15 protein-coding genes and 2 pseudogenes are annotated in these 15,418 nt (G+C 34.7%); 11 read left to right on the top strand and 6 right to left on the bottom strand.

All coding sequences use genetic code 11. The features are described 5' to 3' along the window. The 9 genes from OPR28_RS06720 (at window position 1) to ligA (ending at window position 6,971) form a co-directional block, all read left to right on the top strand. The gene (locus tag OPR28_RS06720) at window positions 1-348 is read left to right on the top strand and encodes a phage tail protein (protein WP_151807927.1); all 348 of its coding nucleotides are present in this window, start codon (window positions 1-3) and stop codon (window positions 346-348) included. Continuing rightward, window positions 345-554, top strand: coding sequence for a tail protein X (locus OPR28_RS06715; protein ID WP_151807928.1), 210 nt, complete (start codon window positions 345-347; stop codon window positions 552-554). Before OPR28_RS06720 ends, OPR28_RS06715 begins: the two co-directional genes overlap by 4 nt. Further along, window positions 555-1,499 (top strand): phage late control D family protein, encoded by a 945-nt coding sequence (locus tag OPR28_RS06710; RefSeq protein WP_265023732.1) that lies wholly within the window; start codon window positions 555-557, stop codon window positions 1,497-1,499. Between the two features lie 56 nt (window positions 1,500-1,555). Continuing rightward, window positions 1,556-2,077 carry an ankyrin repeat domain-containing protein gene (locus OPR28_RS06705; protein WP_010962680.1) on the top strand — a complete coding sequence of 174 codons (522 nt, stop codon included), beginning with the start codon at window positions 1,556-1,558 and terminating at the stop codon, window positions 2,075-2,077. Window positions 2,078-2,131: 54 nt separating this feature from the next. Further along, window positions 2,132-2,359: a hypothetical protein gene (locus OPR28_RS06700; protein ID WP_108784223.1), complete on the top strand. Its 228-nt coding sequence runs from the start codon at window positions 2,132-2,134 to the stop codon at window positions 2,357-2,359. 21 nt (window positions 2,360-2,380) lie between these two features. Further along, window positions 2,381-3,316, top strand: a complete 936-nt coding sequence (locus tag OPR28_RS06695) for a patatin-like phospholipase family protein (RefSeq protein WP_213863551.1) — start codon at window positions 2,381-2,383, stop codon at window positions 3,314-3,316. Window positions 3,317-3,664: 348 nt separating this feature from the next. Beyond that, complete coding sequence (locus OPR28_RS06690; RefSeq protein WP_213863553.1) at window positions 3,665-3,904, top strand: hypothetical protein; 240 nt, start codon at window positions 3,665-3,667, stop codon at window positions 3,902-3,904. Between the two features lie 163 nt (window positions 3,905-4,067). Further along, window positions 4,068-4,559: an ankyrin repeat domain-containing protein gene (locus tag OPR28_RS06685; RefSeq protein WP_213863554.1), complete on the top strand. Its 492-nt coding sequence runs from the start codon at window positions 4,068-4,070 to the stop codon at window positions 4,557-4,559. Between the two features lie 477 nt (window positions 4,560-5,036). Beyond that, the gene (ligA, locus tag OPR28_RS06680; protein ID WP_265023731.1) at window positions 5,037-6,971 is read left to right on the top strand and encodes an NAD-dependent DNA ligase LigA; all 1,935 of its coding nucleotides are present in this window, start codon (window positions 5,037-5,039) and stop codon (window positions 6,969-6,971) included. A gap of 240 nt (window positions 6,972-7,211) precedes the next feature. Here ligA and wmk (OPR28_RS06675) read toward each other — a convergent pair whose 3' ends face one another. The 6 genes and pseudogenes from wmk (OPR28_RS06675) to OPR28_RS06650 form a co-directional block, all read right to left on the bottom strand. Continuing rightward, on the bottom strand, window positions 7,212-8,195 hold the full coding sequence (gene wmk, locus OPR28_RS06675; RefSeq protein ID WP_264378222.1) for a WO male-killing family protein Wmk: 984 nt from the start codon (window positions 8,193-8,195) through the stop codon (window positions 7,212-7,214). 7 nt (window positions 8,196-8,202) lie between these two features. Further along, a complete protein-coding gene (gene wmk / locus OPR28_RS06670) occupies window positions 8,203-9,114 on the bottom strand; it encodes a WO male-killing family protein Wmk (RefSeq protein WP_264378221.1) in 912 nt (303 codons plus the stop codon). A gap of 114 nt (window positions 9,115-9,228) precedes the next feature. Continuing rightward, window positions 9,229-10,398, bottom strand: coding sequence for a hypothetical protein (locus OPR28_RS06665; RefSeq protein WP_213863506.1), 1,170 nt, complete (start codon window positions 10,396-10,398; stop codon window positions 9,229-9,231). A gap of 231 nt (window positions 10,399-10,629) precedes the next feature. Next, a complete protein-coding gene (locus tag OPR28_RS06660) occupies window positions 10,630-11,316 on the bottom strand; it encodes a JAB domain-containing protein (RefSeq protein ID WP_213863505.1) in 687 nt (228 codons plus the stop codon). Window positions 11,317-11,480: 164 nt separating this feature from the next. Next, window positions 11,481-12,407, bottom strand: a complete 927-nt coding sequence (gene wmk / locus OPR28_RS06655; protein ID WP_264378220.1) for a WO male-killing family protein Wmk — start codon at window positions 12,405-12,407, stop codon at window positions 11,481-11,483. Between the two features lie 92 nt (window positions 12,408-12,499). Then, window positions 12,500-12,690 (bottom strand): annotated as a pseudogene (locus OPR28_RS06650) (DNA mismatch repair endonuclease MutL); the annotation flags it as partial. Window positions 12,691-13,101: 411 nt separating this feature from the next. Between OPR28_RS06650 and OPR28_RS06645 the strand changes: the two are divergent. Further along, window positions 13,102-14,448, top strand: a complete 1,347-nt coding sequence (locus OPR28_RS06645) for an IS110 family RNA-guided transposase (protein ID WP_265023730.1) — start codon at window positions 13,102-13,104, stop codon at window positions 14,446-14,448. Window positions 14,449-14,977: 529 nt separating this feature from the next. Next, window positions 14,978-15,353: pseudogene (locus OPR28_RS06900) on the top strand (DNA methyltransferase). Window positions 15,354-15,418: the final 65 nt, after the last annotated feature.

Here is a 15,418-nt window from a genome sequence, read left to right as displayed (position 1 = left end):
ATGTTGTCTCTTGGTCCGTATAAGTTTGCTCCAACAAGTTTAAAGTATAATAGAGAAAATCGTTGGAGCACAATTGAGTGTATTGAAAATATGCCACTATTACAAAATATCGGTCAAGGTATAGAAGATATAGATTTAGAAGGAACGATTTATCTACATAATCTCAATGGGCTCAATCAATTAAAGAATATGAAAGAAGCTGAAAAACCACATGTTTTAGTAGATAGTTTAGGTAATATTTTAGGACAGTTCGTAATTACCAGGTTAGAAGAAAAGCAGATGTATTTTTTACCTAATGGACTACCAAGAAAAGTTGAATTTAGTTTGAGTTTGAAGAGCTATAGATGACTATATATTACTTAACCAAAGAAGGAGAAATGCTAGACCTGATTTGCTGGAAGCATTATGGGTATAGTAGTGGAGCAGTGGAGGAAGTATTGCTTGAAAATCCAGGCCTTGCAGAATACGGAAGCTTTTTGCCTGCAAGATTAAAGATAAAGCTTCCTACTATTCAGAAAATAATACAAAAGTCAAAATTAAAGGTCTGGGAATAAATGCAGCCAGATTTTATAATAGATAAATGTGAATCAATGAAAGATAGAGTCATATCATTGCGCCTTACAGATGAATCAGGAACAATAGACGATGTAGTTGAAGTGTGTGTTGATTACAGAGATGAAAACTTAAATATTCCGAATGAATTGAATATTTCTTTAGGGTACAGGGAAATCGGAGTGATGCCCATGGGTGTATATACAATTAATGAAATTACGGTGCAGAGTCCGCCTAAAACCTTGCTAATAAAGGGTCATGGAACAAATTTAAGACTATCATTAAAAGAGAAAGTATCTAAAGAATGGCATCAAATTACTCTAGGTAACTTGGTTAAGGAAATAGCAGAAAAGCACGGATATGGATGCAGAGTTGCAGAAGAATTTGAAAATGTGTTGATACCACATATTAACCAAATAGATGAAAGTGATATAAGTCTGTTAACAAAGATCGCAACAGAGCGTGAAGGAATGGCAAAGCTAGCTGGCGGATATATACTTTTTATTCCAAAAGGCAAAGCAAAATCGGCAACTGGAAAAGCTTTAGGAACAACAGCTATTAGACCTCAAGACACGATAAATTGGAAAGTGCATTTTACCGTACGTGATAAGTATAATTCAGTACTGGCAAAGTGGCATAGCTATGAAAAGGGCGAAACTATTAAAGAAACAGTTGGTAGCGGTGAGCCAAGTTATATTATGCTGGAACTTTACTCAAATGCAGAGTCAGCACTAAGTGCAGCAAATGCCAAGTTGAAACAATTGAAGCGTAACAATGAAACTTTAGATGTAACTATGCCTGGTAATCCTCAAATTTTTGCAGAAGCTAAACTTAATCTTCTAGGTTTTAATCAAGCGTTAGATGGTGAATGGATAATTAATAGAGCGGAGCATACTTTAAATAGCTCGGGTTACCTTACTATGTTGTCAGCATCTTTGAGTAAGTAATGTTAAGAAAAAAATGAGTAATGATCTATTTAATATTAAGAAACTGTGTGCCAAATATGAAAAAAATAAAGTATAATGAAAGAGATAAACTACATTTCGTATGGTTCATACTATTAATAGTATGCGTTGTTATTACTTATTGCTATCAAAAATCTAAAGCTACAGATAATTATAACAAAACATTACAAGTGGCTACTAGTAATTGCAACTTAGGAATAGTAAAACTTTTAGTAAAGGATATGGCTCCAAACTTGAGTGGAACAACGTTACATTGTGCAGCAAGAAAAGGATGTTTAGACATTATCAGATTTTTAATAGAAGAGGAAAAAGTAAATATAAACGCACTTGATAGAAATGCATTTAAAAGAATAGCTTTACATCACGCTGCAGGTGAAGGACACCTAGAAGTTATTAAGTTTTTATTGGAGAAAGGCGCAAATCCTAATATTAGAGATATAGATGGAAAAAACCCAAGAGATGTAGCTGTGCTAAGATCACGGCACAATAAAGATAAACCATACGATGAAATTATACACTTGCTCTATAATGCTGAAAAAGAACATGAATCTGAGCAGTAATATTTCGTAACCGGAAACAAGAAGTAGTTGAAAGATTACACAGTTAGGAGAAACATGCAAAATCAAAAAATCCCAATTACAGTAATTATCACGTTATTAATACAAACAGTAGCATTTATATGGTGGTTATCCAAGCTAGACTCAAGGGTACAATTTCACGATAAACTTATTGAATATGGTTTAATGGAAAAAGTGTTAGTACTTGAGGAAAGGGTAAAAAATCTTTCTGAAGAATTAGATGAGTTTAAATTGCAGGTTTTAAGCGGAAAAATTAAATCTTAATATCCTTACCTAAATTTACAATTGATTAAATACATTTTATCCGTTGATGGAGGTGGCATTAGAGGGATAATACCTGCCATTATTCTAGCAGAAATAGAAAAAAGAACAAGAAAGAGGGTAGCTGAAATCTTTGATCTTATAGCAGGTACTTCAACCGGTGGAATTGTTGTAGCAGGATTGTGTAAAAAAGATGAACAGGGAAATCCTCAATACTCTGCCAATGATTTGGTTGAACTTTACCAAGAGTACGGAGCATATATTTTCAAGTCTTCGTTCTTCAGGCGATCAATATTATCTTGGATTAATTGTGCACAATACCCACATAAAAATATTGAATTTATACTGGATAAATATTTTGGTGATGATACTCTACAAAACACTTTAAGTAATGTACTGCTTACCAGTTATGATATTCATAACAACCGTCCTTTCTTTTTTAAGAGCTGGAGAGAAGATAGAAATTTTATCAGGCTAAAAGATGCACTCAGAGCTACAACGGCTGCACCTACTTATTTCATACCAAAACATCTAAAAATTGACCAGATAGACAGAGTATTAGTGGATGGTGGGGTATTTGCAAATAATCCAGCAGCTTGTGCATATGCAAGTAGTAAGAGGTTATTTCCAAATGACGATATTATACTGTTATCTATAGGTACTGGCAGAACAGATAGAAGTATAACTAATTCAAGGAGATTTGGAAAAATAGGTTGGATAAAACCTCTGTTGAACGTAATGTTTGCCTCAAGTTTAGATGCAGTTAACTACCAACTTGATCAAGTTATAGCTGATAAATATATACGTATACAATCACAATTGAAAATAGCATCACCTGACATGGATAATATTACATCAAAAAATATCAAATCTCTTCAGCAAGAGGCAAAGGCAATGATAGAGGACAACCAGGAAGTAATAGATAGATTCTGCAATATTGAACGATGCCAAGCAAACTAAAGAAATTATACCACAAAGCAAAGAAAGGTTTAAAAAACATAATTTCGCCCAAAAAACATGCTAAGGGGCAAGAAGCTAAAACTTCAAACGATAAGCCAAAACCGCTACATGAGCAACCTCTAAAGATGATGGAGAAAACCTCTAAAGCAAAAAAAAGATAAAAAAGGAATAAAAGAAAAAATAAAAAGCTTTAAAATAAAACCTGTAAAAAAAGAGCTAAAAAAGGGCAATACGTTCAAAAAAGGCTTCAAAAAGCTAAAAGCAAAAAAATTAAACCCAATAAAGGTTAAAAAAAATAAGATCATTGGAAGCAAAAAGTTAGCGCTTTTACTGACATCTGCTACAATCGTGGCAATTTTACCAACATTCAGTCTAGCTCCTCTGCCAGCACTAGCAATAACTTCTGCATGTGTTTTCAGTATTAATTTTATAGCTGTGAAGACGTTAAAGAAAGTTATTAAACAACGCAAATTAGCAGCAAAATCTAAAGAGGCAGAATCTAAAGAAGTAGCTAAGCCGGAAGAAGAAATTCAAGATGTAGTAATTGAGCCAGCTAAGAAAGACTCCGAGCAAATTTCCAGAGAATAATACTCTTCAAAAATACCCTTGTAAGCTTGACTTAACGGCCTTCTTCTGTTATATTGGGTCATAGTAAGGTTAGTATGGTGATAATATCTCATAGAAAAAGAAGCCTATGCAGACAATAACCTTGCAGCTACTACTAGACTTTATTATAAGTTAGGAGGTTGGTATGATTACGGATGAGGCAAAAAGAGTACGAGACAACACTAAAGGAACGAGGACAGTTATACATACTGCTGCTTCTCATGGTGATTTAGAGGTAGTCAGATTTTTTATAGAGAAAGCTGGGTATGACATCAATTTAAGAGATGAAGATGGTTGTACTCTCCTATTTTATGCTGCTGGAGGAGGTTGCCTTAAGGTAGTGAGATACTTAATAAAAAAGGGAGCTGATATTAATGCTACTGCCAAAACTGGTGCTACTGCATTGCATATAGCTGCTCGCGTGGGTCATCTTGAAGTAATAAAGTGTCTTGTGGAAGAGGGAGGAGCAGATAAAAATGCTGTAGATAATAATGGATATGGTGTTTTAGACTACAATCGTGGGTATGATCTCCTAACTGCTAAAGCTACTCTTTTTGATAAGCCTAATGATGCTGGTAGTAGAGTTATTGATTATAATGAGCTTAACAACGAGCCTAATGATAACACTAAGCATTGACTTACAAATTTGACTTAACAGCCTTTTTCTGAGACAATTTCTATACTTTCTAAGTATAGCAGTTGAAAGAGTAAAGAAAGTTATATTTAAGGTTGCTGCTTATGGTTGCTTAATTGACGCTAAATCAACACATAGCATAATCGGATGTCATGAAACATCTAGCCAATTGGCAATCCCAAGTTTATTACAGTCAAAACACTAAAGAAATTAATGCAAATTAGCAGCAGAAGCCAAAGAAGTAGCTGAGCCAGCAGAAATTCAAAGTCGAATCAATAAAAGAAGAATCTAAACAAGTTTCCAAATAATAGACATCTATATTAAATACTTTTCTATTTTTATTTAAATATTATATATTAAATATAAAAGCAGTAGCAAAGCTAGTGGCTTCTTTGTAAAATACCAGCTAAGCGAATATAACGGTCAATAATTTATTTACAATTGACGCTGTATACTGAAACAGTGGTTGAGGTAAAAATTATGACTGAAAATACATTAAAACTACAAAAGGAAATAAAACACCACAACGAGCTATACTATCGGAAAAATAAACCAGAAATCACTGATGCAGAATACGATGAGCTGGTGAAAAAAGCAGATATTCAAACTGTTGGTGCTTCACCTGACGATAGGTTTTCCAAGGTAGAGCATATTGTGCCTATGCTCTCGTTAATCAAAGTTTACAGCCAAGAAGACGTTGAAGAATTTATTGCTAAGTCCAGAGAACTCCTAAATACAGATGAGCTGAAAATAATGTGTGAGCTGAAAATTGATGGCTTAAGTTTCACTGCAATTTATGAAAATGGCTTACTCATTAAAGCTGCAACGCGCGGTGACGGTAATTTAGGCGAAGATGTCACTGATAACATAAAAACCATAAAGGATTTTCCTCAAGCTTTACCTGGTATAAAGGGTAGATTGGAGGTGAGAGGGGAAGTCTATATCAGAAATGATGACTTTCTGAAGTTAAATAAGAATTTCTCAAATCCACACAACACAGCGTCAGGTTCACTAAGACAATTGGATCCAGAAGTTACCGCTAGGAGACCGCTGAAATATTTTGCATACTCGTTAATTGGTGGTACAGAGAAAACACAGCTTGAAGTGTTAAATAAACTGAAAGAATTTGGTTTCTGCATTAATGAACATCAATGCTTGGCAAACAATGTGGATGAAATGCTAAAGTTTTATAACAGAATGTATGATAATCGCCATGAATTAGGTTATGATGTCGATGGGGTAGTCTATAAAGTCAATAATTTACAGCTACAAGATCATCTAGGTAACACAAATAAAGCTCCTAGATGGGCCATAGCTCACAAATTTCCTGCAGCTCATGGAAAAACTAAAATAGAGAAGATATCGGTACAGGTAGGCAGAACTGGCCAATTAACACCAGTTGCTCAATTAGCTCCGATAAACATAGGCGGAGTTCTCATTACTAAAGCAAATCTGTATAATCAAGATGAAATCAAGCGCAAGGACATAAGGGAAGGAGATGTTGTAGTAGTAGCTCGAGCAGGCGACGTCATTCCAAAGATTGTAGAAGTGGACAAAAAGTTTCGTCCTCGTAATACACCAAAGTTTGTTTTTCCCGATACTTGCCATGAATGCGGATGTGCAGTAGATAAATTTGAAGCTGCAGCTAGATGTTCTGGAGGAAACGTTTGCCCAGCACAACAAATAGGAAAGTTAAAACATTTTGTGGAAGTCCTTGACATTAAAGGTTTTGGCGATAAGCAAATAGAGTTCTTTTATGACCTTGGTTTGATAAGGAAAATATCTGACATTTTTGCTCTGGAAGAAAAACTAAAAAATTTCAACTTAAGTGAACAAGAAGGGTGGGGTGAAAAATTAATATCTAATTTATTGAATTCTATCAATAGTAGAAAAACCATAACTCTTGAAAAATTTATATCTTCTTTGGGAATTAGACTTGTAGGATCGCGTGCAGCAAAAATACTAGCTAATCATTACAAATCTTATGATGGTTGGATGGCTCAATTACCTTATGATAGAGAAGCTCCTGATAAATTAATGAGCATAATAGGCATAGGCGAAGAAACTATAACTTCCTTGGAGGAATTTTTCTCTGAAGAGGATAATGTTGAAATGGTAAAGAATCTCGCTTCTCAACTAAAGATTGAGCCTGTAAGTGCTAATTCCCCTCTTAGCGGAAAAATAGTGGTTTTTACTGGCAAGCTGTCAAGAGAGAGAAAGGAGATGCAAGCAGAGGCAGAATCTTTAGGCGGAATTGTGAGTTCAAGTGTATCGCCTAAAACGGACTTCTTGGTTGTCGGCGAAAAACCTGGATCAAAGTATAAAAAGGCTACGGAACTGGGTGTTAAAATTTTAACTGAAGAAGAATGGGGTTGCCTTTATAGCCCACTTGCTATTTTGGATTGCATTTATTAAAGCTACAGATCAAAAATAGGTGTTTTTATGGCATAAATACGAGGAAAATTGCCATGTCCCATTTAACAGGCTTTAGAGCTATATTATGGTGGTAACTGTAAAAAGATGAAAAAGGACGTCCGAGACCATAAATACCTCTGTAAGCTCTTCTGTGGAGGTCGGTTTTTATATTCAAAATTTAAAAAATAACCAGGTAGCTCTATATGAAATTTTTGCTATAAGTTTCAATTGGGATTCAAATTACGCAAATTCCCCAGCACATAAGCTAGTTGCTCGAGAGATGATTTCAATAGCAACACCTGCCTTAACTAGATTTTTTGCAACCTTGATTTTCTCTGCTTTTTTAACTTTTTCCTTAACAACCTTCATACTTTTAGACAGAGTTTCAACTAATGCGCTCAATCTACTCCATGATTCTTGATTCTCAGTCTCACTTATTTCTACTTCATTACTCTCATCTTTTTTTATTTCAGGCAGTAAAACCCTTACTTTCACTGATAATGCCTTTGCTATTTCATATAATGTGTCAAGTGGAATGGCAATGTACCCTTGCTCATAGTCGTTTATCTCCTTAGGTGTTACACCTATTTTATTTGCTAAATCTTCTTGTGTATACCCACGTATTAACTGTATGATTTCTACCCTTTGCCCTATTTTGTAATCTATAGAATCAGTACGTACTTTCTTTTCTGTATATTTGCAAGTAGATAAGCCTGTTGCCTGTAAGATAATACTAACAGAGATGTTCTCTTTAACTAAATTATTTGACACTTCTTCTCTTGCTTCTTTTCTGCTGCTTTCTTTGTAGCCCTTGGCAAATTCAACCAATGAGTAGATTGCCTTGCGTAATTCCTGATTCTCAATTTTTTCATACATTCTCACCAGGCTTAATATTTTTTCTGCCTCACCTTCAAAATAACAATCTTCATTTAGTACTTTTGGTTCAGGAAGTAGATCTGCAGTATTAACTGATAATGCTTTCGCTATTTTATATAATGTTTCAATTGAGATAGGATTATACCCTTGTTCATATTTGTGTATTTCCTGATATGTTACGCCGATTTCATCTGCTAAGTCTATCTGAGTATATCTTTGTATTAACCTACAAATTTCCACTTCTTGCCCTACTTTATAATCAATAGAGTCTATATACTCTGGGTTATAGTAACCTTTAATAGCCGGTTTTCTTATAGAAACAAACATACCTCCTACTTTTTTCACCATAAATCTCTCATATAGTAGCTTGCGAGACAATGTCAATAGAAATGCCTAATCTAAGTAGATTCTTTGAAATTTCTATTTTTTCTGCCTTTTTAACTTTTTCTTCGATAATCTGTATACCTTCTGATAAAGATTTGATCAGTACATAAAATCCGTTGCGTAAATCTTGATCCTCAATTTCCTTATATTCCTTTATTAAACCGCTCAGTTCATCTCTTGCCACAACTTCTTCTATTTGCCCTAACAGTAAAACCGCAATGTTAACTGATAATGCCTCTGCTATTTTGTATAATCTTTCAAGTGGAACGGTTATATGTCCTTGTTCATAGTCATATATTTTCTGGGGTGTTACACCAATTTTATTTGCTAAGCCCTCTTGGGTATATTTTCTCATCAGCCTTAGCTTTTTTATTCTTTGTCCTACCCTGTAGTCTGCAGAATCAGTTTTTTCTTCTGTATTACTATATTCTTCAGTTGATAAGCCCGTTGCTTGGAAAATTGTATCAACAGAAACTCCTACTTCAACTAGATTCTTTGCCACTTCTATTCTTGCCACTTTTCTACTATTTTCCTTGCTAGCTTGTGCAGATGTAATTAATGAATAAACTACATTACGTAATTCTTGATTCTTAATTTTCTCATACTTTTCTACTAGATCTAATATCTCTTTCCTCTCACTCTCGAGATAATTTTCTTCATTTGATATTGTGTGTTCAGGAATAAGATCCATAATACTAACTGATAATGCCTCTGCGATGCTATATAACCTTTTGATTGAAATTTTACGCTTTCCTTTTTCATAATGGAGTATTACCCAGTATTTTACACCGATTTTCTCCGCTAAATCTCTCTGAGTATACTCCTTGGCTAACCTACAACTTCTTACTTTTTGTCCTACTTCGTAATCTAAGGGGGTGGTCACTTTCCTTCACAAAAAAATATACTATTACAGGATTTTTTGCTATAGCTCAACTTTACTGTGAAATTGGAAGTTGCTTTAGATCCTTTTACAAATGGACGGAAAAAAACTCCTCTCCTAACGTGCCCTAAAGGTTTCCTGACTACCTCCTTGTACCCTATTTGCCCACAAAGACGAAGACAATGCTTCACTAACTGTCTCTCTTTCTTCTATGGTCTTATTTTCACCCAAGATGCCACGCCCCGGAAAATTTCCTCTCTTTACCGCCTCTTCAACTGTCATTCCACCAAAGAGGCAATCTTTCCCTACTACTTCTCCTCTTCTTTGTAGCTCATCCCACATTTCCCTATCTGCTACTCTCACTTGTACTTGACCGTAATTTTTTGCATCGTGGTATACTACAACTCCTAGCCCACCAATGCTTGTAGGAAATGTTATCTCAAAGGTGCCTGACACACCTATATAGTCTCTTTTACCTCCTTTCTCGCTTTCGACTTCTATTGTGCTATCGCCCATTTTTATGATACTACTTCTGTTTAAGCCCTCTAGTACTTTTGCCACCTCTACTGTGCTATCCTCAGAAAATTCCGTAATACATGTTTTGTTGTCTATCTCTACACCTATTACGTTTCCTCCTCGAACAGCATTTTCACCAATTTTTCTCTGTTCCCTAAGTTGCTTATCTATCTGTGGCTGAACCTCTGGTTGCAGTTCTTTATAAATTTCATCTACCAGTTTATTCTGCAACAGATTGTCATGAAACTCTGCTCCTCTCAGTATTAATTTACTCATTATCTTTTTCTGATCACCTTTTTTGAACTTGTGAAAATGCATACCCAGTATTACATACTCAGCAAAGCTCCATTCTCCTTCATGACATGCATTTATTCTTATGCCAGCAGATAGAGCTTGATCCACAACTTTATGCATCTCTTTTGGGCTGCCTGCTTTTACCACTGCACTTTTAAACCAGCTCAACTTTTTATTTTCGCTTGCACTTGGCTTTATTTTTTGCAATAAGACAAATGGATTTTCTTGATCACCCAAAGGTTTTGTGCCATAAATAAGATCAAGTCCTTTCCCAAAGTTGATTGACTTTTCACGAGCATCTCTACTAGGGGAAGGCATCGCGCCTCCAGGCTTATTAATTTTGCTCACAAAGTTAGACTGTTGTATATCAGTACAACTTATGCCTTCAAGATCACTTAATATTTCGTCCGGTAATTTGCTAAGATCAATGTTGAACTTACGAGTATTACCAACTACTGTAATTTTTTTATTAGTCATATAGCCTCCTATATTAAACATATTATCTAAGTCTACAGCGCAATTTGTGACTTTATTATTAACCCAATATGCTCTTTTCCAGGAATTATAAAACATAAATCCGTAATTTGCAAATACTTTTGTATATTTATATTTCAACAAAAATAAAAAACATAAATACAATTTTGGATCAGAAAAGCTTTTTAGGTTCAAATTACTGCTTAAAACTTGAAAAGAAAAGTTCGAGCACAGTCATAACAATCCTTTTTCCTTGAAACTAAAATAGTTGTTGCCTGCAACAATAATGTGATCTGCTAACTTTATACCTATGGTTGCACAAGCTGAAGCTAAGTCTTTAGTCATAGCTTCATCACGTTCTGATGGCTTTACAGTTCCGCCAGGTTGGTTATGAGATATTATAATTGATGTTGCTCTTGCAAGTACTGCTTTTCTTGTTATTTCTGTTATATAAAAAGGTATATGATCAACTGTACCAGTATAAGTCTCTTTTTCTACTAAACGATACCCTTTATTCAAATACATTACTTTGAGATTTTCTCTTTCTGAGTAACCAATACTCGTACTCAAATATTTTGCGAGCTTTTCCCAATCGTCTATTACCGGTTCTTCCTTGAACTCTTCGGTTGGTGCCCTCTCTAAAGTTTCCTTAACACACGAAATTATCGCTGTTGTATCATCAGTCACCCCTTCTACCATTTTCAGATCATCCATCTCTTGGCTGAAGATCTTACTTATTCCAGAATACTTGTCTGTTAACCTTCTAGCAATAGCTTGGGCTTGGGTCTTACCATGCACTACACTTAGAAATATTGCTACTATTTCATGATTAAGTAAAGCCTTTCCTCCCCCGCTTTGTCGTATTCTCTCTATTTCTTCTCTAAATTCATTTTTATCTTTACTTTTATTATTATTATTCATAAGATATACCTCCTATTAGCTACTAATTTTTTTTAATTATTTACTACTGTTTTCTTGGTAGTATTGGCATAAAGCCATAGGTTTCGGGCGAAGTCAAATCAATTTTTCATTTTTTTTGTTTATTTTTTATGTAAAATGCAAAAGATATTTCTTAAGTTGTATTTTTAAAAAAGTAGCTCAGTTGCCCCAGTTGTTCGTAAAACAATATCGATAGAAATTCCTAATCTACGTAGATTCTTTGCAATTTCGGCTTTTTCCGCTTTCTTGACCTTTCCTGCAATAATCTCCATACCTTCAGATAAAGATTTGATCAGTACATAAAATCCGTTGCGTAACTCTTGATCCTCAATTTCCCTGTATTTCTCTATTAAACCACTGCTTGCTTCACTATGTCGCCTTGTAAGTAGATCTTTAATGCTGACTGATAACGCCTTTGCTATTTCATATAACTTTTCAAGTGGAACAGCAATATTTCCTTGTTCATAGTCGCTTATTTTTTGACGCGTTGTACTAATTTTTTTTGCCAAGTCTTCCTGAGTGTACTTTCGCATTATCCTTAGCTTTTTTATCCTTTGTCCCATCCTATAGTCTACAGAAGTAGTTTTTTCCTCTGCATTACTATATTCTTCAGTTGATAAGCCCGTTGCTTGGAAAATTATTTCAACAGAAACTCCTGCTTTAACTAGATTCTTTGCCACCTCTATTCTTGCCACTTTTCTACTATTTTCCTTGCTAGCCTGTGCAGATGTAATTAATGAATAAACTACATTACGTAATTCTTGATTCTCAATTTTCTCATACTTTTCTACTAGATCTAATATCTCTTTCTCCTCACTCTCGAGATAACTGTTTTCATTTGATATTGTGTGTTCAGGAATAAGATCTATAATGCTAACTGATAGTGCTTCTGCGATGCTATATAACCTTCTGATTGAAATTTTACGCTTTCCTTTTTCATACTGTAGTATGACCTGATATTTTGTACCGATTTTACTTGCTAAATCCTTTTGAGTATATCTCTTCGCTAGCCTACAACTTCTTACTTTCTGTCCTACTTTGTAGTCTAAAAAATTAGGGTTATTAGCAGCCACTCTTTATCTACAAAACAAATATTTACATTCTATACTGACTCCTTAATAACTAGAAGAACTATCTCAATAAAGATCACTTCAACAAGTTTAATCTATCTTCTTTCAAACAATTTTTCAATATCACTCAGTTTCATTTCTATATAAGTTGGCCTTCCGTGTTCAGAATGTGGCTTTTCTTCCATTTGCCTTAGCAACTCATTCACTTCTTCTAACCTCATTTTCTATCCGCTCTATGATAAGCGATAGTTGCCAACACTTTATCTTCTACTGGCAATGTATCTTCTTTTTGTCCATGCTAAAAGGATATAGATTTAACATAAATTTGCTACTGAAAATATTGACATTAAGTTTCAAGATCTTTATCATGTAAAGGTGTGGGCTCACGATAATCGTAATTGAGCTTTTGGCTTGTGTTTTATTAGGAGCGTCGAACAAGAAAAAAATCTTGTTAAACCGGAAAGAAACTATTTCTTCACTTCCATAGCAATTTTTATATATAATTTATCAAGAAGTACTTCTGCAGTTATAACCGACTGATCAATGGTGCTTAAGTGCCCGTTTAGGAGCGTGGTTTTGGAGGAACGGTTAAACCACTGATGGAGTCTATTATGACTACCTCGATTAGAAGATTGTATAATCTAACCGTCCCAAGCTTAAGTGCTTCTCCATTATAAGTTATAGTAGGATAATTACCATGATAAAGGCAAAAAGTAAACTAGAAATAGTGAATCCTGATACAGCAGGAATTGATATCGGCTCAGCTGTACATTATGTATGTGTACCTGAAGGAAGAGATGAACAACGTGTCAAAAAATTTGGATGCTTTACAGTTGATCTTCATAACTTAGCAGGGTGGTTAAAGAAATGTAAAGTTAGAACAGTAGCTATGGAATCAACAGGAGTATATTGGATTCCTTTGTTTCAAATACTTGAGTCATATGGATTTGAGGTAAAATTGGTAAATGCACGATATATTAAGAACGTGCCTGGTAGAAAATCCGACGTTCAAGACTGTCAATGGTTACAACAATTACACAGCTATGGATTACTCCATGGGTCGTTTAGACCTGATGATCAAATGTGTGTGTTGCGTAATTACGTTAGGCAACGTAGCAACCTGATTGAAAGTGCATCCACACATATTCTACGTATGCAAAAAGCGTTAATTCAAATGAACGTTCAATTACACAAAGTCATAAGTGATATTACTGGAGTGACCGGTATGCAAATTATCAAAGCAATAATTGAAGGTGAAAGGAATCCTGAAAAATTATCAGAATTGAGAGATGTACGGATAAGAAATGATAGATCTACCATGGCAAAAGCGCTAAAAGGCGACTACAGAAAGGAACTCTTATTTGTGTTAAAGCAAGAATTTGAATTGTATAATATTTATCAGGAAAAAATAGCAGAATGCGACAAAAGCATCGAACAATATTACAAAACATTTGAAACAAAATCTGACGAGAATAAGCGATGCAGCAAAATAAAGAATAGGTTTTCAAAAAACAGACCAGACTTTCCTTTACACGAAGAACTGTATAGAGTAACCGGTATTGATTTTACTAAAGTTCCTGGGCTTGATGTGCTAACTATACAAACAATTATCTCAGAAGTTGGTTTGAACCACGATAAATGGCCATCAGAGAAGCACTTTACTTCTTGGTTGGGGCTAAGTCCTGCTAATAAAGTTACAGGGGAAAAAGTATTTGGGACGAGAACTCGCAAAGTTATTGCTCGTGCTGCAAATGCTTTTAGGATGGCTGCCCAGTGTGTGTCAAGAAGCAACGGTGGGATTGGTGCATATTGCAGAAGGTTAAAAAAACGACTAGGAGCACCGAAAGCGATTACCGCTACGGCTAGGAAATTGGCGTGCATTTTTTATAGTATGCTAAAGTATGGACAGGAATATGTAGAGAAGGGCATTGATTACTATGAAAAGTTATATAAGGAAAAAATAGTGAAGACTCTAAGCAAGAAAGCTAGTGAATTTGGTTATGTCTTGATTAAAAAAGAGCTACTAGCAGAAAGAGTTTCTTAGAAGATTAGTCTCTCACACCTAAAATAGGTATTTTTGAAGTTTTTTATAGCTACTAAACTCATGAATTCATTTGCCGGGGTTTAAAGGGCGTTTATAGAGGTGGTTGTAAAAGTGGCATAATAACCTCCACCCAAAGCCTAAAATGCAATTCTAAGACCATCTATGACAGTCATTTTTTTCTTTAACATACCCAAATATAAGTATCTTTCATATGGCACACATATTGGAAAAATTTAAATTTAATAATAAACCCACATATATTACGGATAGGGGAGCTGCATATTGTGAAGACTCTCTTAACCCTTACTATTACCCACAAATAAAGACATGGTATTGTATTTACTCAAATAATTTAATTTTATTAACTTGAAAGCTTGTTAGATTAAAATTATTAAATTAAGAGTTATAATTTTAGCAACTAAAAGCTGTAAATTGCACCATATAAACAGTTATTTCAAGCAAAAGTTATACCATTAAGAGCTATGCAACAAACGTTCATATTTGTGGGTAATAGTAAGCTCTTAACCTATTGCCGCAATTACCAGATACAAGCTTAGATCTCGTAATCACCAGTCCACCGTTTGCTTTACAAAGAAAAAAAGAATACGGAAATGAATCCCAAGCGGAATATGTTGCATGGCTTAGTCGATTTGCAAAATTAGTACATAGCAAGCTCAAAGATACAGGCAGTTTTGTACTTGATCTAGGTGGGGCTTATGAAAAAGGTGTGCCATCCAGAAGTTTATATAATTTTAGAGTGCTCGCTCAAAAACTTGATGATGCTACTGAAAAAGGTAGAGAAGAAGGCATCAAAATCGGCGAAAAAAAGGTGAACAGATGTTATCGCTGAAGATACTGGCCTCTCTGTTGATTATATTGAGAAAATTCAAGAAAAGAAGTTTTAGCCATAACGTCTTTTATTAAACCCTCTATTCTAGTAATTTTAATATTGCAATCCATTCTAATGTCT

Origin of the sequence: Wolbachia endosymbiont (group A) of Epistrophe grossularia (assembly GCF_947251435.1) — a bacterium.
GTDB lineage: Bacteria > Pseudomonadota > Alphaproteobacteria > Rickettsiales > Anaplasmataceae > Wolbachia > Wolbachia pipientis.
This window is presented reverse-complemented; position numbering and strand designations above follow the sequence as displayed.

What these genes read in the sequence shown, in the direction of transcription:
- wmk (WP_264378222.1), bottom strand. Translation starts at nt 8,195, where the DNA reads ATGGTGAAAAAAGTAGGAGGTATGTTTGTTTCTATAAGAAAACCGGCT.
- OPR28_RS06685 (WP_213863554.1), top strand. Translation starts at nt 4,068, where the DNA reads ATGATTACGGATGAGGCAAAAAGAGTACGAGACAACACTAAAGGAACG.
- OPR28_RS06700 (WP_108784223.1), top strand. Translation starts at nt 2,132, where the DNA reads ATGCAAAATCAAAAAATCCCAATTACAGTAATTATCACGTTATTAATA.
- OPR28_RS06660 (WP_213863505.1), bottom strand. Translation starts at nt 11,316, where the DNA reads ATGAATAATAATAATAAAAGTAAAGATAAAAATGAATTTAGAGAAGAA.
- OPR28_RS06715 (WP_151807928.1), top strand. Translation starts at nt 345, where the DNA reads ATGACTATATATTACTTAACCAAAGAAGGAGAAATGCTAGACCTGATT.
- OPR28_RS06720 (WP_151807927.1), top strand. Translation starts at nt 1, where the DNA reads ATGTTGTCTCTTGGTCCGTATAAGTTTGCTCCAACAAGTTTAAAGTAT.
- ligA (WP_265023731.1), top strand. Translation starts at nt 5,037, where the DNA reads ATGACTGAAAATACATTAAAACTACAAAAGGAAATAAAACACCACAAC.
- OPR28_RS06710 (WP_265023732.1), top strand. Translation starts at nt 555, where the DNA reads ATGCAGCCAGATTTTATAATAGATAAATGTGAATCAATGAAAGATAGA.
- OPR28_RS06645 (WP_265023730.1), top strand. Translation starts at nt 13,102, where the DNA reads ATGATAAAGGCAAAAAGTAAACTAGAAATAGTGAATCCTGATACAGCA.
- OPR28_RS06705 (WP_010962680.1), top strand. Translation starts at nt 1,556, where the DNA reads ATGAAAAAAATAAAGTATAATGAAAGAGATAAACTACATTTCGTATGG.
- OPR28_RS06665 (WP_213863506.1), bottom strand. Translation starts at nt 10,398, where the DNA reads ATGACTAATAAAAAAATTACAGTAGTTGGTAATACTCGTAAGTTCAAC.